The sequence below is a fragment of the Rhodopseudomonas parapalustris genome, assembly GCF_053772255.1.
Map to the genome: position 1 here is coordinate 12,923 of NZ_JAMKBZ010000041.1, position 22,218 is coordinate 35,140.

18 protein-coding genes are annotated in these 22,218 nt (G+C 64.9%); 9 read left to right on the forward strand and 9 right to left on the reverse strand.

Annotated features, from left to right (window positions below; genetic code table 11):
* Positions 1-174: 174 nt before the first annotated feature.
* The 5 genes from M9H71_RS23305 to M9H71_RS23325 form a co-directional block, all read right to left on the reverse strand.
* On the reverse strand, positions 175-1,680 hold the full coding sequence (locus tag M9H71_RS23305; RefSeq protein ID WP_455407243.1) for a M81 family metallopeptidase: 1,506 nt from the start codon (positions 1,678-1,680) through the stop codon (positions 175-177).
* A gap of 131 nt (positions 1,681-1,811) precedes the next feature.
* Positions 1,812-3,464 (reverse strand): ABC transporter ATP-binding protein, encoded by a 1,653-nt coding sequence (locus M9H71_RS23310; RefSeq protein WP_455407244.1) that lies wholly within the window; start codon positions 3,462-3,464, stop codon positions 1,812-1,814.
* 223 nt (positions 3,465-3,687) lie between these two features.
* Positions 3,688-4,578 carry an ABC transporter permease gene (locus M9H71_RS23315; RefSeq protein ID WP_455407245.1) on the reverse strand — a complete coding sequence of 297 codons (891 nt, stop codon included), beginning with the start codon at positions 4,576-4,578 and terminating at the stop codon, positions 3,688-3,690.
* Between the two features lie 13 nt (positions 4,579-4,591).
* Positions 4,592-5,533 (reverse strand): ABC transporter permease, encoded by a 942-nt coding sequence (locus tag M9H71_RS23320; RefSeq protein WP_455407246.1) that lies wholly within the window; start codon positions 5,531-5,533, stop codon positions 4,592-4,594.
* A gap of 164 nt (positions 5,534-5,697) precedes the next feature.
* Positions 5,698-6,828 carry a M20/M25/M40 family metallo-hydrolase gene (locus M9H71_RS23325; RefSeq protein ID WP_455407247.1) on the reverse strand — a complete coding sequence of 377 codons (1,131 nt, stop codon included), beginning with the start codon at positions 6,826-6,828 and terminating at the stop codon, positions 5,698-5,700.
* 252 nt (positions 6,829-7,080) lie between these two features.
* Between M9H71_RS23325 and M9H71_RS23330 the strand changes: the two genes are divergently transcribed.
* Positions 7,081-8,694 carry an ABC transporter substrate-binding protein gene (locus tag M9H71_RS23330; protein ID WP_455407248.1) on the forward strand — a complete coding sequence of 538 codons (1,614 nt, stop codon included), beginning with the start codon at positions 7,081-7,083 and terminating at the stop codon, positions 8,692-8,694.
* A 233-nt stretch (positions 8,695-8,927) separates the two neighbouring features.
* On the opposite strand, the gene M9H71_RS23335 is transcribed toward M9H71_RS23330, so the two are convergent.
* Positions 8,928-9,587, reverse strand: a complete 660-nt coding sequence (locus tag M9H71_RS23335; RefSeq protein WP_455407249.1) for a hypothetical protein — start codon at positions 9,585-9,587, stop codon at positions 8,928-8,930.
* Between the two features lie 447 nt (positions 9,588-10,034).
* Between M9H71_RS23335 and M9H71_RS23340 the strand changes: the two genes are divergently transcribed.
* Complete coding sequence (locus tag M9H71_RS23340; RefSeq protein WP_455407250.1) at positions 10,035-11,048, forward strand: CBS domain-containing protein; 1,014 nt, start codon at positions 10,035-10,037, stop codon at positions 11,046-11,048.
* Positions 11,049-11,068: 20 nt separating this feature from the next.
* Here M9H71_RS23340 and M9H71_RS23345 read toward each other — a convergent pair whose 3' ends face one another.
* The 3 genes from M9H71_RS23345 to M9H71_RS23355 all read right to left on the reverse strand — a co-directional run bounded on the left by M9H71_RS23345 (position 11,069) and on the right by M9H71_RS23355 (position 13,263).
* Entirely contained in the window at positions 11,069-11,860 is a 792-nt protein-coding gene (locus M9H71_RS23345; protein WP_455407251.1) for a hypothetical protein, read from the reverse strand.
* 28 nt (positions 11,861-11,888) lie between these two features.
* On the reverse strand, positions 11,889-12,821 hold the full coding sequence (locus M9H71_RS23350; RefSeq protein ID WP_455407252.1) for a CHAD domain-containing protein: 933 nt from the start codon (positions 12,819-12,821) through the stop codon (positions 11,889-11,891).
* Between the two features lie 118 nt (positions 12,822-12,939).
* The gene (locus tag M9H71_RS23355; protein WP_455407253.1) at positions 12,940-13,263 is read right to left on the reverse strand and encodes a hypothetical protein; all 324 of its coding nucleotides are present in this window, start codon (positions 13,261-13,263) and stop codon (positions 12,940-12,942) included.
* A gap of 270 nt (positions 13,264-13,533) precedes the next feature.
* Here M9H71_RS23355 and iorA point away from each other — a divergent pair, with 270 nt between their 5' ends.
* The 7 genes from iorA (at position 13,534) to M9H71_RS23390 (ending at position 22,140) form a co-directional block, all read left to right on the forward strand.
* A complete protein-coding gene (gene iorA / locus M9H71_RS23360; RefSeq protein WP_455407254.1) occupies positions 13,534-15,357 on the forward strand; it encodes an indolepyruvate ferredoxin oxidoreductase subunit alpha in 1,824 nt (607 codons plus the stop codon).
* Positions 15,354-16,301: a 2-oxoacid:acceptor oxidoreductase family protein gene (locus M9H71_RS23365; protein ID WP_455407255.1), complete on the forward strand. Its 948-nt coding sequence runs from the start codon at positions 15,354-15,356 to the stop codon at positions 16,299-16,301. Before iorA ends, M9H71_RS23365 begins: the two co-directional genes overlap by 4 nt.
* Entirely contained in the window at positions 16,298-17,461 is a 1,164-nt protein-coding gene (locus M9H71_RS23370) for a 2-oxoacid:acceptor oxidoreductase subunit alpha (protein ID WP_455407256.1), read from the forward strand. Before M9H71_RS23365 ends, M9H71_RS23370 begins: the two co-directional genes overlap by 4 nt.
* A 1-nt stretch (position 17,462) precedes the next feature.
* Positions 17,463-18,293, forward strand: coding sequence for a thiamine pyrophosphate-dependent enzyme (locus M9H71_RS23375; RefSeq protein WP_455407257.1), 831 nt, complete (start codon positions 17,463-17,465; stop codon positions 18,291-18,293).
* Between the two features lie 14 nt (positions 18,294-18,307).
* Complete coding sequence (locus tag M9H71_RS23380; protein ID WP_455407258.1) at positions 18,308-18,871, forward strand: 2-oxoacid:acceptor oxidoreductase family protein; 564 nt, start codon at positions 18,308-18,310, stop codon at positions 18,869-18,871.
* Between the two features lie 281 nt (positions 18,872-19,152).
* Complete coding sequence (locus M9H71_RS23385; protein ID WP_455407259.1) at positions 19,153-20,487, forward strand: phenylacetate--CoA ligase family protein; 1,335 nt, start codon at positions 19,153-19,155, stop codon at positions 20,485-20,487.
* A 120-nt stretch (positions 20,488-20,607) separates the two neighbouring features.
* Positions 20,608-22,140 (forward strand): hypothetical protein, encoded by a 1,533-nt coding sequence (locus tag M9H71_RS23390; RefSeq protein WP_455407260.1) that lies wholly within the window; start codon positions 20,608-20,610, stop codon positions 22,138-22,140.
* Positions 22,141-22,218: the final 78 nt, after the last annotated feature.

Genomic DNA, 22,218 nt, shown 5'->3' on the forward strand with positions numbered 1-22,218 from the left:
CCGCGAAGGTTCCACGTTTCGCGTGCTTCTCACGAGTCGCGCAGAAGAATGGTAGTCACGTACATGTAAGCGCGTAACGATCGACTCGTCAGCGCATGATAATCCCATCGCCGGCTGGTGCGATAACGAGGGCGCAGCGTCAGCGCCGATTGACGTCAGTATGTCGACGAGTTGTTAGTTCGTTGCTGCGAACGGTTGTCCATTCGGCTTGACACGGACACCCGGTCGCAGTCGCTTCCAGGGCAGCGCTGCGGTGTCGGCGGGCATTGCGCCCGGCGCGGCGCAGATCAACAGCCGCTCGGCGATCGATTGAAAATCGGCGCGGAAATGTACCGAGCTCTTCACCACCAGGATCGCCTGCGCGGTCGGTTCGATGCCGACATAACGGTACATCGCCTGATCGGCGAGCTGTGCCTTGTGCGAGGCGACCACCACGCGCACGCCGCCGATCCGCAGGCATGCCGACGGGCCCATTTCCATCTCGCGTCCGCCGAAATATGGGCCGGGTGCGATGAAGCGGCCGTCTGAAAGCTGCTCGACAACGAAGATCTCTTCGAACGGCGCGTCTCCGGGAATGCCCGACTTGCCGCCGAGCGCCAGCGAGATCATCGCGCCGACGCCTGCCGCATGTGCGGCCTTGGCGGCGTCGGGATCGAAGATCACGCCGATCGCGGCACCCTTCGCGTTGTTGCGCACCAGCGCGCGCAGCATGCCGGTGGTGTCGGAATCTCCGCCGGCACCGGGATTGTCCTGGGTATCGGCGATGATGATCGGCTTCGCTGCGGAGCGCGCCAGTTCGATCGCGTACTTCACGCCTTCGTCGGGCGTGTAGATCTTGCCGTCGAAATCGTCCTCGTGGCCGGTCACCAGTGCCGCCACCGCATCTGCCGCCGCATCGGCATCGGCCTGGGTGCGGCCATAGGCGAAGACGGATGCGCCGCAGTCGGGGAAGTCCGCAGCCGGAAAGCCCGGCGCAAACGATAGCGTCGGCACCGCTTCGCTCTGCATCGCCGCGAGTTTGTCGTAGATGCCTTTGGTCGGCTGGTCGAACGTGCACTGCCACGAGATCGGGATCAGGAACGGCAACTGCCGAAACGCCTTGGCGAACTTCCGGCCGGTCGACAGCAGCAGCGCGAGATGCTCGGCGGAGGCGCGGCCGGTGTCGGCCATATCGACGTGCGGATAGGTGCGATAGGCGATCAGCGCATCCGCATGTTCGATCATCCGCGGCGTGACGTTGGCGTGCAGATCGAGGCTGACCACCAGCGGCAGGTCCGGGCCGATCACCTCGCGGACCCGCGCCAGGATTTCGCCTTCGCCATCGTCGAGATGTTCGGTGACCATGGCGCCGTGCAGGTCGAGATAGACTGCATCGAGTTGGCCCGCCGCCTTGATGCTGCCGATCATGATCGTCACGACGCGCTCGAACGCATCCTCGGTGACGTGCGCCGATGGGCTGGCGCCGCAGGCGATCGTCGGAATCAGCTCCCAGCCTTTGGCTTCGGCCGCGTCCACGAAGCCGGCGAGCCCGACATTGATGCCACGCATCACCTTCAGCACATCGGGGCCGATCGTCATCGCCGGCCACCCGCCACCGTGCACGAACGCCTCCCAGGTCGCCTTGGTGGGCGCAAACGTGTTGGTTTCGTGCAGGAAGCAGCCGACGGCGATGCGGGTCATGGTTGTTTCTCTTGATGCGTCATTCCGGGGCGCGCGCAGCGCGAACCCGGAATCCAGAGGTTCAGGTCATCTCGGGATTCCGGGTTCGCTCACTGCGTGAGCGCCCCGGAATGACAGTGGGGAGGGGATGATCAACTCACCGCCGCCTGCGGCGCTTCGTGGACGGGACGGAAATTGGCGAAGTCCCAGTCGCGGCCGGGAGCGGCTTCGAGCAGTTGGCGGGTATAGGCTTGTTTCGGATGGGTCAGCACCTCGGCCGCGGGGCCTTGTTCGACGACGCGGCCCTTCTCCATCACCGCGACGTCGTCGCAGATCTGCGCGGCGACGCGAAGGTCGTGGGTGATGAACAAGAGCGCGATGCCGAGCCGGGTCTGGATCTCGTCGAGCAGCTTCAGCACCTGCGCCTGTACCGAGACGTCGAGAGCCGACACCGCCTCGTCGGCGACCAGCACGTCGGGATCGAGCGCCAGCGCGCGGGCGATCGCGATGCGCTGGCGCTGGCCGCCGGAGAATTGGTGCGGGAAGCGATCGATCGCGTCGGGTGGCAGATGCACCAGTTCGAGCAGTTGCCGTGCTTTCTCCAGCGCCTGGGCGCGCGGCATGCCGTAATTGATCGGCCCTTCGGCGATGCTATCGCCGACGCTGATGCGCGGATTGAGCGATCGATAGGGATCCTGGAACACGATCTGGATCTTCTTGCGGTGCGGCCGTAGCAGCCGCCGCGACAGCTCGGAGATCTCCCGCCCGGCGAGCCGGATGCCGCCGGAGGTCGGATCGATCAGGCGGACGATGCAGCGCGCGACCGTCGATTTGCCCGAACCGCTTTCACCGACGATGCCCAGGGTGCGGCCCTTGTGCAGCGTCAGCGTGACGTTCTGCGCCGCGACCACTTCGCGCTGGCGGCCGAGCAACGAGCGCTCGCGATAGACCTTGCCGAGTTCGTTGGCTTCGAGCACCACCGACAACGCCTGCGGCGCACGCGGGGCGCGCGGTACCAGACTCGGCACCGCCGACAGCAGGTTGCGGGTGTAGTCCATCTGCGGGCGGCGCAGCACCGCGTCGAGCTGACCGGTTTCGACCAGCCGGCCGTGGCGCATCACCGCGACGCGGTCGGCGATCTCGGCGACCACTCCCATGTCGTGGGTGATGAACAGCACCGCGGTGCCGTGCACCTGCTGCAATTCGCGGATCAAGGTCAGGATCTGCTTCTGCGTGGTGACGTCGAGCGCGGTGGTCGGCTCGTCGGCGATCAGCAGCTTGGGCTCGAGCACCAGCGCCATCGCGATCATGATGCGCTGGCGCTGGCCGCCGGACAGGCGGTGCGGATAGGACGCGAAGATCCGCTCCACCTCGGGCAGCCGAACCTGCTCCATCATGTCGAGGATGCGACGGCGGCGCTCGCGCGACGGCAGATCGGTGTGGAAGCGCAGCACCTCGTCGATCTGCTTACCGACCGGCACCACTGGATTGAGCGCGGTCATCGGCTCCTGAAAGATCATCGCCATCCGCGAGGCCCGGAGCTGGCGCAGCCGGCGCTCGCTGGCGGCCAGCACGTTCTCGCCGGTGAGCCGGATTTCGCCGCCGCTGGCGTACAGCGAACCCTTCGGCAGCAGCCCCATGGTGGCGAGCGACGTCACCGATTTGCCCGAACCGCTTTCGCCGACCAGGCACATCGTTTCACCTGCTCCGACCGTGAGCGAGATGCCGTCGATCACCTTGTCGCCGTGACCGCTCTTGCCGAGACGGACGACGAGATTGTCGATTTCGAGGACGTTGTCGGTCATGTCGGGCTCCGCAGTCGGGCACGGCGCGCTCCCTCTCCCCGCGCGCGGGGAGAGGGCTGGGGTGAGGGGGCGTGTCCGCGAGTCAGAGCGGCTCGGCCGCGTGGAGGCGCCCTCTCACCCGGATCGCATCTGGCGATGCGATCCGACCTCTCCCCGCGCGCGGGGAGAGGTGAGGTCGGTGCGCGTTGTGGGGCTGAGAGAGCAGACATGATGAGCTGCCTCTTCATCGCGAACCCTCGCGCTGCTTCATCCGCGGGTCGAGCGCGTCGCGGGCGGCGTCGCCGATCAGGTTGACCGACAGGATCGCGATCGACAGCAGCAGGCCGGGCCAGAAGATCAGCATCGGCTTGATCTGAAACACCGCGCGGCCTTCGGCCATGATGTTGCCCCAGGTCGGCGTCTCCGGGCTGATGCCGGCGCCAAGAAACGACAGGATCGCTTCGGTGAGGATAGCCGAGGCGGCGATGTAGGTGCCCTGCACGATCAGCGGCGCCACGGTGTTGGGCATCAGGTGCCGCCACATGATCTTCGGCAGGCTGGAGCCGAGCGAGATCGCCGCCTCGACATAGGGCTCCTCGCGGGCGGTCAGAACCACCGAGCGCACCAGCCGTGCCACCCGCGGAATCTCCGGAATGGTGATCGCGATCATCACCGTCGTCAGGCTGGCGCCGGACAGTGACACCACAGCGATCGCCAGCAGGATGCTGGGGATCGCCATCAGGCCGTCCATGATCCGCATCATCACCGCGTCGACCCAGCGGAAGAAGCCCGCGACCAGGCCGATGACGAGGCCGATCGCGATCGCGAAGATCGCCGAGCCGATGCCGATCAGCAGCGACACCCGGCCGCCATAGAGGATGCGCGACAGCAGATCGCGGCCGTAAGCGTCGGTGCCGAGCAGGAACTCGGCGCTCGGCGGTTTCAGCCGCAGCGCCGGCGCCAGCTTCACCGGATCGTGCGGCGCCAGCCACGGCGCAAAGATCGCCATCAGCACGATCAGCGTCAGGCAGATCGTCGCCGCGGCGATGATCGGGGTCGAGAGCAGGAAGCCGAGGCGGGGGCGCATCGGCCGCGGCACCGGAAGGGTCGGTTCGGGCATGGTATCGATAGCCATCGTGCGCGCGCCCTCAGTACCGGATACGGGGATCGAGCAGCGTGTAGGCCAGATCGATCAGCAAATTGACGCCGACATAGATGCCCGAGGTCAGCAGGATCATGCCCTGGATCACCGGGTAGTCGCGTGCCAGCACCGCGTCGACGGTGAGGCGGCCGATACCGGGCAGATTGAACACGCTTTCGGTGACGACGACGCCGGAGATCAGCAGCGCGAAGCCGGTGCCGATCACGGTGATCACCGGCACCGCGGCGTTGCGCAGCGCATGACGCAGCAGCACCCGGCTTTCGGTGATGCCCTTGGCGCGCGCGGTGCGGACATAGTCCTCGCCGAGCACATCGAGCATCGCGGCACGCGTCATTCGGGCGATCAGCGCGATGTAGATGAAGGACAGCGTCAGCGTCGGCAACACAAGCCGCTCGAAGAACGGGCCGAAGCCCCGCGACAGCGATCGGAAGCCCTGCACCGGAAACCAGCGCAGCTCGATCGCGAAGATCTGGATCAGGACGTAGCCGATCACGAACACCGGAACCGAGAAGCCGATCACCGACAGCCCCATCACGCAGCGGTCGATCCAGGTGCCGTGTTTCCAGGCGGCGACGACGCCGAGCGGGACCGCGACGATGACCGACACCACGATGGTCGCCAGCGCCACCGTGATGGTCGGCTCGATGCGCTGGCCGATCATCTTCAGCACCGGCACCTGCGAAATCAGCGACACGCCGAGATCGCCGTGCAGCAACCGACCGACCCATGTGAAGAACTGCACGTAGAGCGGCTCGTTGAGTCCGAGCGTGGCGCGGATGCGCATCAATTGTTCAGGGGTGGCGCTGTCTCCGGCAATGATTGCGGCCGGATCGCCCGGCGTCAGCCGAAGCAGCAGGAAGACGAACAGAGCGACCACGCCCATCACCGGGATGGCCGCCAGCACACGGCGGATCAGATAGCCGAGCATCGGCGCTCCATCATGGATTTGGATCGACGATTAGCGAAACTTATCTCGTAGATGCGGTTCGTCATGATCACCTGCGCTGCGGCTGCCGAAAGCTGGCCTCGAAGTTCAGCAAGTCCCGTGCCAGCGCTGCGAGTTCGCGCGAAGCGCTGGACACAGGCCCGCGTTCAGTCGAGCGTCGCGAGTAACCCTGCCATCAGCCGGCCGCGCTCGGCGAGGCTGTCGATCTCGATATGCTCGTTCAACGTGTGGGCGTCGGCGCCGCGCACGCCGAGGCCGTCCAGCGTCGGAATGCCCATCGCGCCGGTGAAGTTGCCGTCGGAGCCGCCGCCGGCACTACCGTGCGGAAGGCTGACGCCGAGCGTGGCGGCGACCGCGCGCGCCTTGTCGTACAGCGCCATCGTGCCGGCATCGGGCTCCCACACCGGGCGGGTGACGCCGCGCGTCACCTTGAAAGCGACGTCGTTACTGGAGCCGGTCAGCGCCAGCATGCGCTCGACGCCGCGGTCCAGGTCGGCCTGACGCTTGGCCATGCTGAGCGCTTCGCCGGTGCAGGTGGTGGCGACGCAGTTGACCCATTGGCCGCCGTGCACGATGCCGACGCTGAAGGTACAATCTTCGCCCGTCATCGCGTCGATCGCGAGGATCTGCTTGGCCATTTCCCGTATCGCGGAACGGCCCGACGACAGCGTCGCGCCGGCGTGGCTCGGCTTGCCGATCGCTTCGAGGTTGAAGCGCGCAATCGCGTAGCGGCCGGTGACGACACCGTTGTCCGGGCGTCCCGGCTCCGGCACCAGCACGTATTTGTTGCGGGCGGCTTCGGCCTCGATGATGTCTCTAGTCGATGGCGTACCGACCTCTTCATCCGGCGTGAACAGCACGGTGATCGGCAGCGGCGTCGTGAACGAGGCGCGGGCGAGCTGGCGGATCGCTTCGAGCGTCAGGTAGTTGCCGCCCTTCATGTCGAAGATGCCCGGGCCGAACGCCTTGTTGCCTTCGCGGCGGAACGCCAATTTCTCGATCGTGCCGACGGGGTGCACGGTATCGAGATGGCCGGCGATCAGGATGCCCGGCTCGCCTTGCTTGGGATGCGGAAACCGGGCGCGGACGCAGCCGGCGAAACCCTGGCGCCCGGCAATGCGCTCGATTGTCGCGCCCATGATTGCCATGTCCCGCGCTGCAAGATCGAGCATGCGCTCGACCGCGGAGGTGTCCCAGGTCGGACTCTCGCACTCAACCCACGCGCGTAGTCCTTGCAGCATCGTATCGGAATCGAAGGGAAGATTGGCCGGATTCATTACGCGCTCTCGGTTGAAGGTGGCTTACGAGACTGATTGCCGGCGCATTTGTAAAGCGAAAGATTCGCTCGTGACTACGCGAGGTCGCGCATGCGGTGTCGTCGCCTGATGATTGACGCTTGGCATGCTTGGTGCAAGTCTCGACTATCAGGATGCGGTAACGCGCTGATCGCGTGGTGCTGCGCCCGGATTCACATCGCCCTGCACAAGCAATCATCTGTGATTGATCAGTTTCAAGTCAGGAGAACACGAATGTTCCATCCATCGCGTTGGATGCGCTCGGTCGCCGCGTCGAGATTCGTCGTGCCGGCACTCGCGCTCGCAGCATCGCTGACGCTGCCCGCGACCGTCGACGCCAAGACGATCCGGGCCGTTATGCATTCCGATCTGCGTATCATCGACCCCGGCCTGACCACCGCGTACATCACGCGCGACCACGGCTACATGGTTTACGACACGCTGCTGGCGATGGACTCCAGTTTCAAAGTCCAGCCGCAGATGGCTGACTACAAGGTCTCCGACGACAAGCTGACCTACACATTCACTCTGCGCGACGGCCTGAAATGGCACGACGGCAAGCCGGTGACCGCGGAGGACTGCGTCGCCTCGCTGCAGCGCTGGGGCAAGAAGGACGGCATGGGCCAGAAGCTGATGCAGTTCACCGCCAGCCTCGAGGCGCCCGATGCCAAGACCATCGTGCTGAAGCTGAAGGAGCCCTACGCGCTGGTGCTGGAATCGATCGCCAAGCCGTCGTCGATCGTACCGTTCATGATGCCGAAGCGGATCGCCGAGACGCCGCCGGACAAAGCTATCCCAGAGCAGATCGGCTCCGGTCCGTTCAAGTTCGTCGCGTCTGAATTCCAGCCGGGCGTCAAGGCGGTTTACGTCAAGAACACCGACTACGTGCCGCGCAAGGAGCCGCCGAGCTGGACTTCTGGCGGCAAGGTGGTGAAGGTCGATCGCGTCGAGTGGATCACCATGCCGGACGCGCAGACCGCGGTGAACGCTCTGCAATCGGGTGATATCGACTTCGTCGAGAACCCGTCCTTCGACATCCTGCCGGTGTTGCTGCAGGACAAGGAGCTCAAGGTCGACGTCCTCAACAAGCTCGGCTACGTCACCATCGGCCGGATGAACTTCCTGTATCCGCCGTTCGACAATCCGAAGGTGCGGCGCGCCGCGCTGCTGGCGATGAACCAGAAGCCGATCCTCGACGCGCTGGTCGGTAATCCCGATTACTACCAGATCTGCGGCGCGATCTTCGGCTGCGGCACGCCGCTCGCCACCGACGTCGATTCGGCGCCCGTGACCAAGGGCGACGACATGGCGGAAGCCAAGAAGGAGCTCGAGGCATCCGGCTATGACGGTACGCCGGTGGTGCTGATGGCGCCCGGCGACGTCGTCACGTTGAAGGCGCAGCCGATTGTGGCGGCGCAGCTTCTTCGCGAGGCCGGCTTCAAGGTCGACCTGCAGGCAACCGACTGGCAGACCGTGGTGTCGCGCCGCGCCAGTCAGAAGCCGCCGGCTGAAGGCGGCTGGAATCTGTTCTTCACCAACTGGGTGGTGCCGGACGTGATGAACCCGGTCGCCAACGTCATGCTCAACGGCAAGGGCAAGACAGGCGGCTGGTTCGGCTGGCCGAAGGACGACGAGATGGAGGCGTTGCTCGACAAGTTCGTTCGCGCCACCTCGGCCGATGACCAGAAGAAGATTGCCACCGATATCCAGAAGCGAGTCTACGACCAGGTCACTTATCTGCACGTCGGCCAGTACAAGACCCCGACGGTGTGGCGTACCGAGCTGACCGGGGTGCTCGACGGCCCGGCGACTCCGGTGTTCTGGAATATGGACAAGAAGGACGACTGATCGTCCGTCGCGATCCGGTCAGACCGGTCCGACCATTGCGCCGTCCTGCGCCAGCAGGGCGGCGCTTTGTTTTGTGCGGCGCGAAGACAATCGAGGAGCCTCGGCGCTGGGGCGCCGGGTGACGGGTGCTCCAGCGGTCTTCCGCTCAGCCCAACAATAAAAAAGCCCGGCGCGCCGGCCGGGCTCGATCGATGGGGTGCCGTCCCGATGCGGATCGGGGCCTCAGCGGCCGATCACTTTCGGGCGCAGGCGACCTTGATGCCGCTGGCGCTCGGGCTGCACTTCGCCGTCACCGAGCCGTCCTTGACCGTGAGTTGGTCGGCCAGCTTGGCGCCGCTGCCGTTGAGGCAATAGGCCGAGGTCAGCGTCTCGTTGGCGGCGCAGGTCACCGGGCATCCGTCCGAGGCACAGCTCGTCGAGGTGACGTTGCGGACCGCAGCGACCGTGGTCGGCGCTGCGATCGAGGTCTGCTTCTCGGCGGCAGCGGGCGTCTTGGTCGCCGGGGCGGGCGAGGCGGCAGGAGCTGCGGTCGGCGCTGCCTTGGCGGCAGGCTCGGGGGCGGCCGTTGCGGCTGCAGCAGCGGGCGCGGTTGCCTCGGTCGCCGGCTCGGTGGCCGTGGTCACCTCGGCGGCCGGCCGTGCATAGTAGCCGCTCGCGGACACCAGATAGACGAACAGCGCCGCAGCCACGACCGCGCCGACCATGATCAGCGTCGTGGTCGGCAGCGCCTTGACCCGTTCGATGGTGTTGCGGATCGAGGCGGTGACGGCAGCAGCGTCGAACGTGCCGCCGCGCGAGCGCATGTCGTCGAACGTCAGATACGCGGCGATCACGAAGCCACCACCGAACAACATGAGTATCAGCAGTGGACCGAGCGCGGAGAAATACTCCATGTTACGTCTTTCCATTCATGGCAGGCCGGCGCGAGGTGTATAGGTTTCGCCCGCCGCGAGCTGCATTGTCGAAAATCAAATGAACATGCATCAGCATCGGCGCGTTGAGGTATGTCAAAACCGTTTGCGCGCCGATCGCCGAGATGTAGCACGACCCTTGCGGTGACGTCATCGCGACCGAAAGCGTTGTCATTTGTTAGGGTTGACGAATGACGTCGGGGTGTCGGCGGCTCCGTCGGCTGTCGGTATGATAGTCGAATGGCCAAGACCCGGCGCGGGTGCTGCTCTGCGTCGATCGACCGCAGCGCGATCACGAAATGTGGCGGTGGCTTGACGTCATCCGAGCCAGCCGCTGCACTGCGGCAATCCCGTTCCGCGTCCCGCGCGTATCGTACCGCCATACAGGCCGCGTATCATGCCGAGGCCGAAACCACTGACGAGTCTCCCATGAAAGCAGCAGACGTGATGACCACCGCCATTGTGACGGTGCAGCCCGCCACGCCCGTCCACACCATCGCCGAAACCCTGCTGAAGCACGGGATCAGCGCCGTGCCGGTGGTCGACAGGGCCGGGGCGCCGATCGGCATCGTCAGCGAGGGTGACCTGATGCCGCGCGCCGACAGCGACCGCGAAGCGCGTCATGATTGGTGGCTGCAGATCTTGTCGGAAGGCGAGTCGGTGCATCCCGATTATGTCCGCTTCCTGAAATCGGATCCCCGCACCGCCAAGGACGTCATGGTCGGTCCGGTGGTGACGGTCGAAGAATCAACCGCGCTGGCCGACATCGCCGATTTGCTGATCGAGAAGCGGATCAAGCGCGTGCCGGTGGTGCGCGGTGGCCGCATCGTCGGCATCGTCAGCCGGGCGGACCTGCTCAAGACCATGACCGGGCTCAACCATACCGGAGGCGACCCGGTCCACGACGATCCCAACGCCTGGCCGACGCCGTCCGACAAGCTGGCAGCGCTGACGCGGCCTGCTGCGCGGCCGGTGCCGCCGCACGATCCGGCGGCCGACGATCTGTCGGCCGCGGCGTTCCGCGAACTCGGCGTCGAGCACGAGCACGACGAGGACGAGAAGCGCAAACACGCCAAGGAGCTCGCCGACGAGAAGCATCACCGGCTCGCCAGCGAAATGTTGGCGTCGCATCTATCGGACGAGACCTGGCAGCGGCTGCTGCGCAATGCACGGAGCGCCGCCAAGAAGGGCGAGCAGGAGAGCATGCTGCTTCGGTTTCCGGCCGAGCTGTGCACCGACCATGGCCGCGCCGTGAATGCGCCCGATCCGGAATGGCCGTCGACGCTGCGCGGCATGGCCGCCGATATCTATCTGCGCTGGAAGGCGGAACTGCGGCCACATGGCTTCGTGCTGCAGGCGCGCGTGGTCGATTTCCCCGACGGCATCCCGGGCGATATCGGTCTATTCCTGAGCTGGGGCAAGAGCGAAGCGTCGCATCATTGATGCGCCGGTGTATCGCACCCTCAGATCTTGAGATTGCGATACACCGAGACCTCGCGCTCGCGCGCGAGGCGGGCGTCGTCGCCGGCGCGGATGCCGCGCCAGCCATCGAAAAACACCACGATCGTGGTGATCAGGCCGGTGATCTTGCCGAACAGGAAACTGAACGGGAAGATCAGCCGTTCCGCCGGCAGGATGAACTGCGAGCCGAGGAAGATGGTCACCGCGTTGGCGAAATAAGCGGTGCGGTACAGCGTCTGCTCCTTCCAGGCGCTGCGCGCATAAGGCCTGGAGCTCTTCTTCACCGCTTTGTTGTAGCGTGGATTGCGCAGCAGTCCCCACAGCCGCCGCTTCTTCGGCAGTGCCCGCGGCCCGGCGAGCAGCGCACGATAATTCTCCCGCATCTGGATGTGCGCGATCAGTGCCAATAGCAGGTTGAGCGCGACCAGCACGGCCTTCAATTCCCACAGCGACAGCAGGAGCTGAGCGGCAAGGTCGACGAAGATCAGATGCGTCGCCGCGTTCAGAATGAAGGCCGAGCGATGAAACGCGGCGCGGTTGATATTGGCGACCTTCTCGTCGATGAATGTCGCACCCGGCTTGGTCTCGCCGAGCTGCAGCAGGAAGGCGCGCTGCGCTTCGGTCAGTTCCCAGCTCTTGCCGAGTTCGTCGATCGTGACCGCCGGTGTGCCGCGTTTGATCCGGAACGTCGCCTTGGCCGACCATTCGGACACCCGCGCCAGCCAGCGCCGCGTCACGGCGAAGCGCGAGGTGCTGGTCGCCGCCTCGACGAGAGGGTGGGGATCTGGCTGCATCGTGTCCTTCAGCGCGGCTCGAACGCCGTCAATCGCCGAAAAGCGGATCCTCTGCAAGCTTGGCGGCGGCCTTGGCGGCCGCCTTCATCTGTTGTCGGATTTCGGCGTCATCAAGGTCGGCGAGCTGCCGCGCCGCGTCTGGATCGAGCTTCGACTTGGTTCCGCGGTTGAATTTGCCGGCCAATTTGCGGTGCACGACGACGTCGTTGAGTGCGCCGAGAGCGTCGAGCAGCTTCTTCAGGTGCTTCCTGAAGCGCTCCAGCCGTTTTCCCGCCTTGCCGCCGAACAGGCTCGCGAAGAAGCCGATCGCGTAGTTCAGCTTCTTGGCGGCGATCCGGACCCGATGCCGCTCCTCGTCGTCGAGCTGTTCCAGCTTGGCGAGCCGCTTGTTCAGCTTGTGCGCGCGGCGCGTCAGCACCTGCTCGGCGAACGCGACGGCAGAGGGGCGGTCCGCGCCGTCGGCTGCCTTGGTCCATTCGCCGGCTTCGATCCAGCGCTGCAGATCGGTCAGCAGTTTATCGAACCGTTGGAGCTCGACCGTCGCGCTGGCGCTTGCGAAGGCTGCGCCGCGGTCGGAGCCGAGCCGCTTCAGGAAGGCCGGCGAGCCGGTGCCGAGCTGTGCGCTTGTGATTTTCACTTCCAACAAATGCAGATCGCGCGCTGGGGCCAGCCGTCCCGCTAGCCACTTCAATTCACGCTTCATCCGCTGAGTATCGCGGCCATCGATCAGCTCGCTGAACACCGAGATCGCGGCGCGCATTCGCCGCAGTGCGATTCGCATCTGGTGCACGCCGGTCGGATCGCGGCGCCGCACCTTTGGCTGTTGCGCTGCGATCAGGCGTAACAATTCTGTCGCAATGGTTCGGAATGCCTCGCCGCTGCCGGCGTTTTGCGACAGAACGATGTCGTGGGCCGGGCCGGTGCTCGGCTTGGCCTTCGGTGTCTCGAGAGCTCGGCTCATAATGTCCCACGCGGGCAAAGACGATGACCGCCCGCGGTACCCTAGCAGATTTACGAGCCGATGACGCAGCGTTGCGTCGGGCCGGGCAGTGCCAAATCGCCGGCCGGCCCGCGTCGGGTTACGCCCGCTTCAGCACTTCCAGCGGGTAGCCGATCAGCTTGGCCACCGCATAAGCAATGCCCATGCCGATCAGGGCCGCGACCGCCTGGCCGCCATAGTACCATGCCGCCGATGGCGGGAACGGCATCAGTTGGGAGGCGAAGTCGAGACACCACAGGATCGCGCCGACGCCGACCACCATCACGATGACGAGCTGAATGCGCTGCACCGCGGCTTCGATTCGGGCCATCCGCGCTTCGACGTGCTTGTCCGGCCCGCGCTCCGGAGCCGGTTTGCTCGGAGCCGGGGTGGGCTGGACGTTGTCCGGAGCCGTCGTCGTCATGCCGTCCTCACTGTTCGTCTAAAGTCCAACTACCCGCGCGCGATGTCTGTTACGATCCGCTCTTGCGTAGCAGTAATCGTCGCTGCACTGCACAGAATTGACTCAGCACAAAACCGCGGCGGCAAACGCTGCGCGCGTAGTGATCACGCTGATCGATAACTGTGCGGTCCGTTGACTTAGCGCAAATACGACCGAAGGTAAATTTGGGAAAGAGAGCCTCTTTACAGCAGTTCTAATCGCCGCAGTGGCGTGCGCTTGGGGGAGCTCTTCATGCATACACCTTGGCAAGCCGCCACAGCGTTGAAGAGTGACGCGAAGCAGCATCGACCGTTGACCGGTAACGAGGCGATCGCCCGAGCTGCCTGGGAAGCCGGTGTTCGTGTCGCCGCCGCTTATCCCGGTACTCCCAGCACCGAGATTCTCGAGAGTTTGGCGACCTATCCGAGTGAGGACCTGCACGCGCAGTGGTCGACCAATGAAAAGGTCGCGCTCGATGTCGCGATGGGGGCGTCGTTCGCAGGCTCCCGCGCGCTGTGCGCGATGAAGCATGTCGGGCTCAACGTCGCCGCGGATGCGTTCATGACGGCGACCTATATCGGCGTCAACGGCGGCCTGGTGCTGGTGGTGTGCGATGACCCCGGCATTCACTCGTCGCAGAACGAGCAGGACAGCCGGATCTACGGCCAGCTCGCTTCGGTGCCGGTGCTGGAGCCGTCCGACGCGCAGGAAGCCTACGACTTCACCAAGCTCGCCTTCGATCTGTCCGAGCAGTTCGACACTCCGGTGATCGTGCGCAGCACCACCCGGCTGTCGCACACCCGCAGCACCGTTACGGTCGAGGAGCGGGTCGAGGCGCCGCCGCGCGGCTTCCTGGAGAAGCCGTCGAAGAACGTGATGATCCCGGCGCATGCCCGCGCCCGCCACCTCTCGGTGCTGGAGCGCGAGGCCAAGCTCAAGGACTACTTCGCGACCTCGCCGATCACCCGGATGGAGCACGGCGACGACAGCTTCGGAATCGTCACTGCCGGCACCTGCTATCCGTATGTCCGCGAGGTGCTGCCGCACGCGCCTGTGCTCAAGCTCGCAGCTTCCTGGCCGTTGTCCGAAGCGGTGCTGCGGGAATTCTGCAGTGCGTTCGAGCGGGTGCTGGTGGTCGAGGAATTGGAGCCGATCATCGAGAAGGAGATCGCGGCGCTCGGCTTCAAGGTCGAGGGCAAGCGGCTGTTTCCGCGCGCCGGCGAGTTTTCGCCGGAAGTGGTGCGCGCAGGTCTGGTGCAGGCCGGGTTGTTGCCGGCGCCGCCGTCCTACAACGCCTGGGTGCCGGAGCCGGTGGTGCGGCCGCCGGTGCTGTGCGCCGGCTGCCCGCATACGTCGAGCTTCATGGCGGTACGCGCCTCCGGCGCTCGCGTCGCCGGCGACATCGGCTGCTACACGCTGGCGGTGCTCGATCCCTTGCGCGGCATCGACACCTGCGTGGCGATGGGTTCATCGATCGGCAACGCCATCGGCATGGCGAAGGCCGGCGAGACCAAGCCGGTGGTCGCCACCATCGGCGACTCCACCTTCCTGCACGCAGGCATCCCGGCGCTGATCGACGCGGTCTACAACCAGGCCAACATCGCGGTGATGCTGCTCGACAACCACATCACGGCGATGACCGGCGGCCAGGAGCATCCCGGCACGGGCAAGACGCTGCGCGGCGAGCCCGCCCCGCAGGTCGACTATGAGGCGCTGATCAAGGCGTGCGGCGTCAAATGGGTGAAGAAGGTCGACTCCTACGATCTCGCTGCCACCCATCAGGCGCTGCGCGAGGCGATCAACTATCGTGGCGTCGCCGTTCTGATCTCGAACCGGCCGTGCGTGCTCGATCCGATCAAGATCAAGGGCCCGCCGCTCGAAGTCATCACCAGCCAGTGCACCGCCTGCCAGTCCTGCATGAATCTCGGCTGCCCGGCGCTGACCTGGAGCGACGAATGGTTCGAGGGACGGCACCGGGTCAAGATCGATCCGGCGTTGTGCATCGGCTGCACGCTGTGCGCGCAGGTCTGCACCATCGACTGCATCAAGATCGCGAGCCCGGCGGTGACGCAATGAACGAGCAGAGCAATGTCGTCGCATTGAATGCGACCAGCGAGCCGACGGCGTTCAACGCTGCGCTTGCGGAGCCCACCAACGTGCTGATCGTCGGTGTCGGCGGCCAAGGCGTGATCCTGGTGTCCAAGGTGCTGGCGTCGCTGGCGCAGGCACACGGCTACGAGGTCAAGCAGAGCGAAGTGCACGGCATGGCCAAGCGCGGCGGCACCGTGTTCAGCCACGTCCGGTTCGGGCCGCGGGTGTGGTCGCCTACCATTGCCAAGGGCGAGGCCGACGTTCTGATCGCGCTGGAATGGGCCGAAGGGCTGCGCTGGCTGCCGCATCTGAAACGCGACACCGGCGTGTTCATCAGCGACACCAAGCGGATCGTTCCGCCGTTCGCCTGCCGCAGCCGCCGTCCCGGCGCGCCGATGCGTTACGCGACCGAGACCGCCGAGCAGGTCGCGGCCTACGTCTCCGAAGCCTACGCGATCGACGCCACCAAGATGGCCGAGGAGCTCGGCAACGAGCGTGCCGCCAACGTGGTGCTGCTCGGCGCGCTGTCGACCGTGCTCGAATTCGCCCTGCCGGAATGGGAGAAGACCGTCACCGCGTTCGTGCCGAAGAAGACCATCGCGGTGAACACAGCCGCGTTCGAGCTCGGCCGCAACTGGATTGCGGAAGCCAAGAGCGAGCCGCCGCCCGCGGATGCCACGCCTGCAGCGGCGCCGGCGCATACGCTGTATCAGCCGCGACTCGAGATCACCGACACCTGGTGCAAGAGCTGCGAGATCTGCGTCAAGCTGTGTCCGGAGCGCTGTCTGACGCTGAACGCCGATCGCATCGCCACCCTGGTCGCGCCCGAGAAATGCACCGGCTGCCGACTGTGCGAATGGCTGTGCCCGGACTTCGCGATCCGCGTCCATCTCGATCCCGAAGCGCCCGCGATGGAGGCCGCGCAATGAACGCGCCGGATCGTCACCTTCCCAAAGCTGCCGCCGCCAAGCTGCTGTCCGGCAACGCCGCCTGCGCGCAGGGCGCGATCGACGCCGGCTGCAAATTCTTCGCCGGCTATCCGATCACGCCGTCGTCCGAAATTGCCGAGCGTCTGTCGACCATGCTGCCGGCCGCCGGTGGCGTGTTCATCCAGATGGAAGACGAGATCGCCGCGATGGCGGCGGTGGTCGGTGCCTCGATGGGCGGCGTCAAATCGCTGACTGCGACCTCCGGTCCCGGCTTCTCGCTGAAGCAGGAGAACATCGGTTACGCCGCCGGCGCCGAGATTCCCTGCGTGATCGTCAACGTGATGCGCGGCGGTCCGTCGACCGGCATGCCGACGCGGCCGTCGCAGGCCGATATCTTCCAGACCCGCTACGGCAGCCACGGCGACTATCCGATGATTGTGCTGGCGCCGGCATCGGCGCGCGAGATCTACGACGAGACCATCCGCGCCTTCGATCTCGCCGAGCTGTGCCGCACGCCGGTGATCCTGCTGTACGATCAGGTGATCGCGCAATCGTCGGAAACTGTCGCGCTTGGCGGCCGCACCTCGGTGCATGCCACCCGCAAATGGGCGAGCGGCCCGCGCGAGACTTACAAGCCCTATGCGGCCGATGCCGACCTGATTCCGCCGATGCCGCGGCCGGGCGACGGCTATCGCACCCACACCACGGGCCTGACGCACAGCGAGACCGGCTTTCCGAGCCAGGACCCGGAGATCGTGACGCGCAATCTCGGCCGGCTTTATGCCAAGCTCGATCGCCATCGCGATCTGATCGATAGCTATGAGGCGGTGCGTTGCGAGGACGCCGAGGTGGTGATCGTCGCGATCGGCATCAGCGCGCGCGCCGCGCGCCGCGCCGTCGATATCTGCCGCGCCGACGGCAAGAAAGTCGGGCTGTTCCGTCCGGTCACGCTGTGGCCGTTCCCGGAAGTTGCGCTGCGCGAGGCGACCCGAAACGCCAAGGCGATCCTGGTGCCGGAGCTCAACATCGGCCAGCTGCGGCTCGAGATCGAACGCCAGCTCCGCGACCGCCGTGTCGAAGGCCTGCATCTGATCAGCGGTGAGCCGATCACGCCGGCACAGATCGCTGCCGCCGCCACCAAGCTTGCTTCGGAGGTCTGAGATGTTCCGCGACGCGCCGCATTTCGACGTCCGCGATTATCTCCGCAAGGAGATGATGCCGCACTTTCTCTGCCCGGGCTGCGGCCACGGCATGGCGCTGCGCGCGCTGCTGTGGGCGATCCATGAATTGAACATCGAGCGCGACAAGCTCGCGGTGGTGTCCGGCATCGGCTGCGCCGGACGGCTGTCGGCTTATATCGACGCCAACACCTTCCACACCACGCACGGCCGGCCGCTGGCCTATGCGACCGGTCTTGCGCTGGCGCGGCCGGATCTGCACGTCGTGGTGATCACCGGCGACGGCGACTGCCTGGCGATCGGCGGCAATCACCTGATTCATGCCTGCCGGCGTAATCTCAAGCTCACCTGCCTGATGCTCAACAACGAGATCTACGGCATGACCGGCGGCCAGGTGTCGCCGACCACGTCGGAGACCCGGCTCACCACCACCACGCCGCACGGCAATTCAGAGCCGAACTTCGACGCCTGCGCGCTGGCGACCGCCGCCGGTGCCGGTTTCGTCGGGCGCGAAGTGACGCGGCATGTGCCGAAGCTGAAAGAGCTGATCAAGGCCGGGCTGCAGCATCCGGGCTTTGCCTTCGTCGAAGTGGTGTCGGACTGCACCGAAGTCTACGGCCGCAAGAACGACATGGGCTCTTCGGCCGAGATGGTGCTGCGGCAGAAGAGCGAGATCCGCCCGAGCGCGTATCGCGACAGCGTCGATGAGCCGTTCCGTTCGACCGATTTGCCGACAGGCATTCTGGCCCAGAACAACCGGCCGGAATACGGCGCGGCCCTTCGCGCCGCTGCCGCCGCACGCGCCGGCAAGTGACGGGGAGATCAGCCATGTCGACATCCCGTATCGAACTGCGCTTCGGCGGCACCGGCGGCCAGGGCCTATTGCTCAGCGCCAAGCTGCTCGCCGACGCGCTGGCGCTGGAAGGCCGCCACGTCGCGCAGTCGCAGACCTACGAGCCGACCTCGCGCGGCGGTTTCTGTAACGCCGACCTCGTCGTCGCTCATAGTGAGGTCGACTATCCGCTGCCGATCGAATTCGACCATCTGGTGCTGCTCGACAAGATCGCCATCAAGCCGTCCTGGCCGAAGCTCAAGGCCGGCGCGCTGGTGATCTCCGATGTCCGGCTGTGCCCGGAACTGCCGGAAGGCGGACGGTTCAAGCGTTATCCGTTGCCGCTTAGCCGCACCGCGATCGAACTCGGCAGTGAGCGCGTCACCAACATCGTGGCGCTCGGCGTGCTGGTCGAGCTGTCGGGTATCTGCAAGCACAAGTCGGTCGAGCATGTGGTGCGCGCATCCTCGCCGCGCGGCTTCCTCGATCTCAACATGGACGCGCTGGCCGCAGGCACCGCGCTCGCCAAGGCGCCTGCCGTCGCGGCGGCGGCACTGTGATCGCAAGCTGTCACCAGGCACTGCGCGAAACTCTCCCCGCGCGCGGGGAGAGGTCAGCTTGCATCGCCAGATGCAAGCTGGGTGAGGGGGCGTTGCCACGCGGCCGAGACGTCCTGCCCGTGTCGCCCCTCACCCCAACCCTCTCCCCGCAACAGCGGGGCGAGGGAGTTCGCTGCGCTCGCGGCCATCGCATCGTTCTGTATTCCGGTTTGAAAACGCGTCTCTCGGCTCTCCCGCAAGCCGGGAACGAAGCAGTCGGACACTGACAAGGACATATTTCCATGAGCGCCCAGCCCGCATTGCGCGAACAGATCGTCTATATGCACGACCGCGCCATCGAGACCATGCCGCGACCGCAGCTCGCGGCGCTGCAGTTCGAACGGCTGCGCAAGATGGTCGAGCGGGCGTATCGCGACGTTCCGCATTATCGCAACAGCTTCGACCAGGCCGGCGTCAAGCCTGCGGATCTGACCTCGCTGGCCGACCTCGCCAAGTTTCCTTTCACCAAGAAGACCGACCTGCGCGACAACTATCCGTTCGGGATGTTCGCGGTGCCGCGCAATCAGATGCCGCGCATCCATGCCTCGTCCGGCACCACCGGCAAGCCGACCGTGGTCGGTTACACCAAGACCGACCTGGACAACTGGGCGAACCTGATGGCGCGGTCGATGGTCAGCGCTGGCGCGTCGCCGGACGACATCGTGCACAACGCCTACGGCTATGGCCTGTTCACCGGCGGCCTCGGCGCCCATTACGGCGCCGAGCGGCTCGGCTGCACTGTGGTGCCGGCCTCCGGCGGCGGCACCGAACGGCAGGTGCAGCTCATCGTCGACTTCGCCGCCAATGTGCTGTGCTGCACGCCGTCCTACGCGCTGAACATCGCGGAAGTCGCCGAGCAGATGGGCGTCGACCTGCGCGATGCGCCGCTGCGGGTCGGCCTGTTCGGCGCCGAGCCGTGGAGCGATGCGATGCGCCGCGATCTCGAAGCGCGGCTCGGCATCAAGGCGGTCGATGTTTATGGCCTGTCGGAAATCATGGGGCCGGGTGTGGCCTGCGAATGCGCGGTGGCGCAGAATGGCCTGCACGGCTGGGAAGATCACTTCCTGTTCGAGACCATCGATCCGGAAACGCTTCAGGTGCTGCCGATGGGCTCGATCGGCGAATTGGTGATCACCACGCTGACCAAGGAAGCGCTGCCGATGATCCGGTATCGCACCCGCGACATCACCAGCCTGAACACAGAGCCTTGCGCCTGCGGCCGCACGCACCTGCGTATCATGCGTGTCACCGGCCGCGACGACGACATGCTGATCATCCGCGGCGTCAACGTCTATCCGTCGCAGGTGGAATCGGTACTGATCGGCTTCCCCGGCATCGCGCCGCACTACCAGATCGTGCTGACCCGCGAGAAGGCGCTCGACGCCATGACGGTGGAAGTCGAGATCGCCCCGGACGCCACGCGCGATGAGGCCGCGCTCGCCAAAAAGGCGGCCGAAGTGACGCACCACATCAAGTCGCTGATCGGCGTGACGTGCAAGGTGGTGGTGAAGTCGCCTGGCGAAGTCCCGCGCTCGCAGGGCAAGGCGGTGCGGGTAAAGGATCAGCGGAATATGTGATCGGCGGACGACTGTCCACGCGCCAGAGCTTCATGATGTTGTGCAGTATTATTTGACTGCCTCTTTCAAGCCTGGAGAATACCTTGGGGCTTTAGGCCTCACATATCTTGGTCGCAGTAGATGGATCCGTTCACGGGCTATCTGGCCACGCTTCTTGCGCCATTGCGGGTTGCGGTAGCCTTGTTGCTCACGTTTGGCCGCCGAGCTGTAGCCACACGTCATGCCGCGGTGCTGCTTCGCTTGTTGAAGTTCCATCGCGCGGCGCGCCTGCCAATTCATCCCCTCACGCGCGAGATGTGTGGGAAAGGGCAGTGCTGGTCAAAGCGAAATAACGAGGGGGCGATGGACGACTTCGCGATAACGCCAATTTCAGAGACCCGCTTCAACGCCTTAGGCGGATACGCGCGCGATCCGAGAACAGTCATGTTTTTCGATGAGCTTGGATACTTTGAGATCCAAAGCGGCGACGTCTTGGGTATCGCGACCCTTGACATCGCGGATCAGGATTTCGGCGGCATCGTGCTGGCTCGAGACAGCAAGCTGCGCTTCCGGAGTGTCGATGTCACCAAGTTTTGCGCGACCGCGGAGGAGGCGCTTGAAGCACTGTTTGCGGGGATGGTTATAGCTGCCCAGGCAAAGGCGGAGGCGCATCATCAGTGGGACGAGAACGGAGCTCCAGTCGATTTCTTTACCCACCTACACCAGGAAAGTCGCCTCAATTCGTCGTTTGTGCAACTAACAACTAATGAAGGATACTCGCCGGCGCGACAGATCATCGAGCCAATGATGCGCTGGTATGAAGACGCCGATGGCAATTTCATAGAGCAGTTCCAGAGCACTGGCTTCGACCAACGGATTTGGGAGCTTTATCTGTTCGCTACGCTCATTGAAGCGAATTTTTCGCTGTCGCGTGCGCATGCGGTGCCAGACTTCTGCTGTAGAGGGATCTTCGGCGAACTTTACGTCGAGGCCGTCACGGTCGGGCCAGCCGTCAAGCACGGGAAGATCATGCCGCCCCCGCCGATCAGTACACCGGAAGATCTGGATCCTTACGTGAAGGAGTATATGCCGATCAAGTTCGGCAGCGCCCTCTTCTCCAAGCTAAGAAAGCAGTACTGGGAACAGCCTCACGTAACTGGAAAGCCGTTCGTTTTCGCGATTGCTGACTTCTCGGCGCCGATGTCTATGGTCCATTCGCAGCCGGCGTTGGAGCGCTACCTGTTCGGCTATGAGCATATTGGGGCGCTCAATGATCAAGGCAAATTGGTGATCTCGCCGATTCGGATCGAAACGCATCAATGGGGGGATAAGAAACCAATCCCTTCGGGCTTCTTCCGGCTGTCGGAAGCTGCGCATGTGAGTGCGGTGATATCCAGCAATGGCGGAACGATTGCCAAATTCAATCGCATGGGCGTTCTCGGCAAATTCGGGTCGAAACAAGTGCTTATCATACGCGAAGGCCTGATGCTTGATCACAATCCCGATGCGCTCAAACCGAAGAACTTTTGGGTGATTGTCAATTCGGCCGGGTATGAAGAGAGCTGGATCGAAGGGCTGAACGTCTATCACAACCCAAATGCCGAGATTCCGCTGCCGATGGAAATGTTTCCAGGCGCGGCTCATCATTTTTGCGACGAGGTGACCTGCCCCTGAATTTTTCCTCCAGTTGGAGTTAGAGTCCGGCCCTGACGAGGACGGACTGATGAAGCGAGCAAGGTTCACGGAAGAGCA

Excerpts from the sequence above, each read along its gene's own strand:
- M9H71_RS23305 (WP_455407243.1), bottom strand. The coding sequence starts at position 1,680 with ATGACCCGCATCGCCGTCGGCTGCTTCCTGCACGAAACCAACACGTTT.
- M9H71_RS23310 (WP_455407244.1), bottom strand. The coding sequence starts at position 3,464 with ATGACCGACAACGTCCTCGAAATCGACAATCTCGTCGTCCGTCTCGGC.
- M9H71_RS23315 (WP_455407245.1), bottom strand. The coding sequence starts at position 4,578 with ATGGCTATCGATACCATGCCCGAACCGACCCTTCCGGTGCCGCGGCCG.
- M9H71_RS23320 (WP_455407246.1), bottom strand. The coding sequence starts at position 5,533 with ATGCTCGGCTATCTGATCCGCCGTGTGCTGGCGGCCATCCCGGTGATG.
- M9H71_RS23325 (WP_455407247.1), bottom strand. The coding sequence starts at position 6,828 with ATGAATCCGGCCAATCTTCCCTTCGATTCCGATACGATGCTGCAAGGA.
- M9H71_RS23330 (WP_455407248.1), top strand. The coding sequence starts at position 7,081 with ATGTTCCATCCATCGCGTTGGATGCGCTCGGTCGCCGCGTCGAGATTC.
- M9H71_RS23335 (WP_455407249.1), bottom strand. The coding sequence starts at position 9,587 with ATGGAGTATTTCTCCGCGCTCGGTCCACTGCTGATACTCATGTTGTTC.
- M9H71_RS23340 (WP_455407250.1), top strand. The coding sequence starts at position 10,035 with ATGAAAGCAGCAGACGTGATGACCACCGCCATTGTGACGGTGCAGCCC.
- M9H71_RS23345 (WP_455407251.1), bottom strand. The coding sequence starts at position 11,860 with ATGCAGCCAGATCCCCACCCTCTCGTCGAGGCGGCGACCAGCACCTCG.
- M9H71_RS23350 (WP_455407252.1), bottom strand. The coding sequence starts at position 12,821 with ATGAGCCGAGCTCTCGAGACACCGAAGGCCAAGCCGAGCACCGGCCCG.
- M9H71_RS23355 (WP_455407253.1), bottom strand. The coding sequence starts at position 13,263 with ATGACGACGACGGCTCCGGACAACGTCCAGCCCACCCCGGCTCCGAGC.
- iorA (WP_455407254.1), top strand. The coding sequence starts at position 13,534 with ATGCATACACCTTGGCAAGCCGCCACAGCGTTGAAGAGTGACGCGAAG.
- M9H71_RS23365 (WP_455407255.1), top strand. The coding sequence starts at position 15,354 with ATGAACGAGCAGAGCAATGTCGTCGCATTGAATGCGACCAGCGAGCCG.
- M9H71_RS23370 (WP_455407256.1), top strand. The coding sequence starts at position 16,298 with ATGAACGCGCCGGATCGTCACCTTCCCAAAGCTGCCGCCGCCAAGCTG.
- M9H71_RS23375 (WP_455407257.1), top strand. The coding sequence starts at position 17,463 with ATGTTCCGCGACGCGCCGCATTTCGACGTCCGCGATTATCTCCGCAAG.
- M9H71_RS23380 (WP_455407258.1), top strand. The coding sequence starts at position 18,308 with ATGTCGACATCCCGTATCGAACTGCGCTTCGGCGGCACCGGCGGCCAG.
- M9H71_RS23385 (WP_455407259.1), top strand. The coding sequence starts at position 19,153 with ATGAGCGCCCAGCCCGCATTGCGCGAACAGATCGTCTATATGCACGAC.
- M9H71_RS23390 (WP_455407260.1), top strand. The coding sequence starts at position 20,608 with ATGGATCCGTTCACGGGCTATCTGGCCACGCTTCTTGCGCCATTGCGG.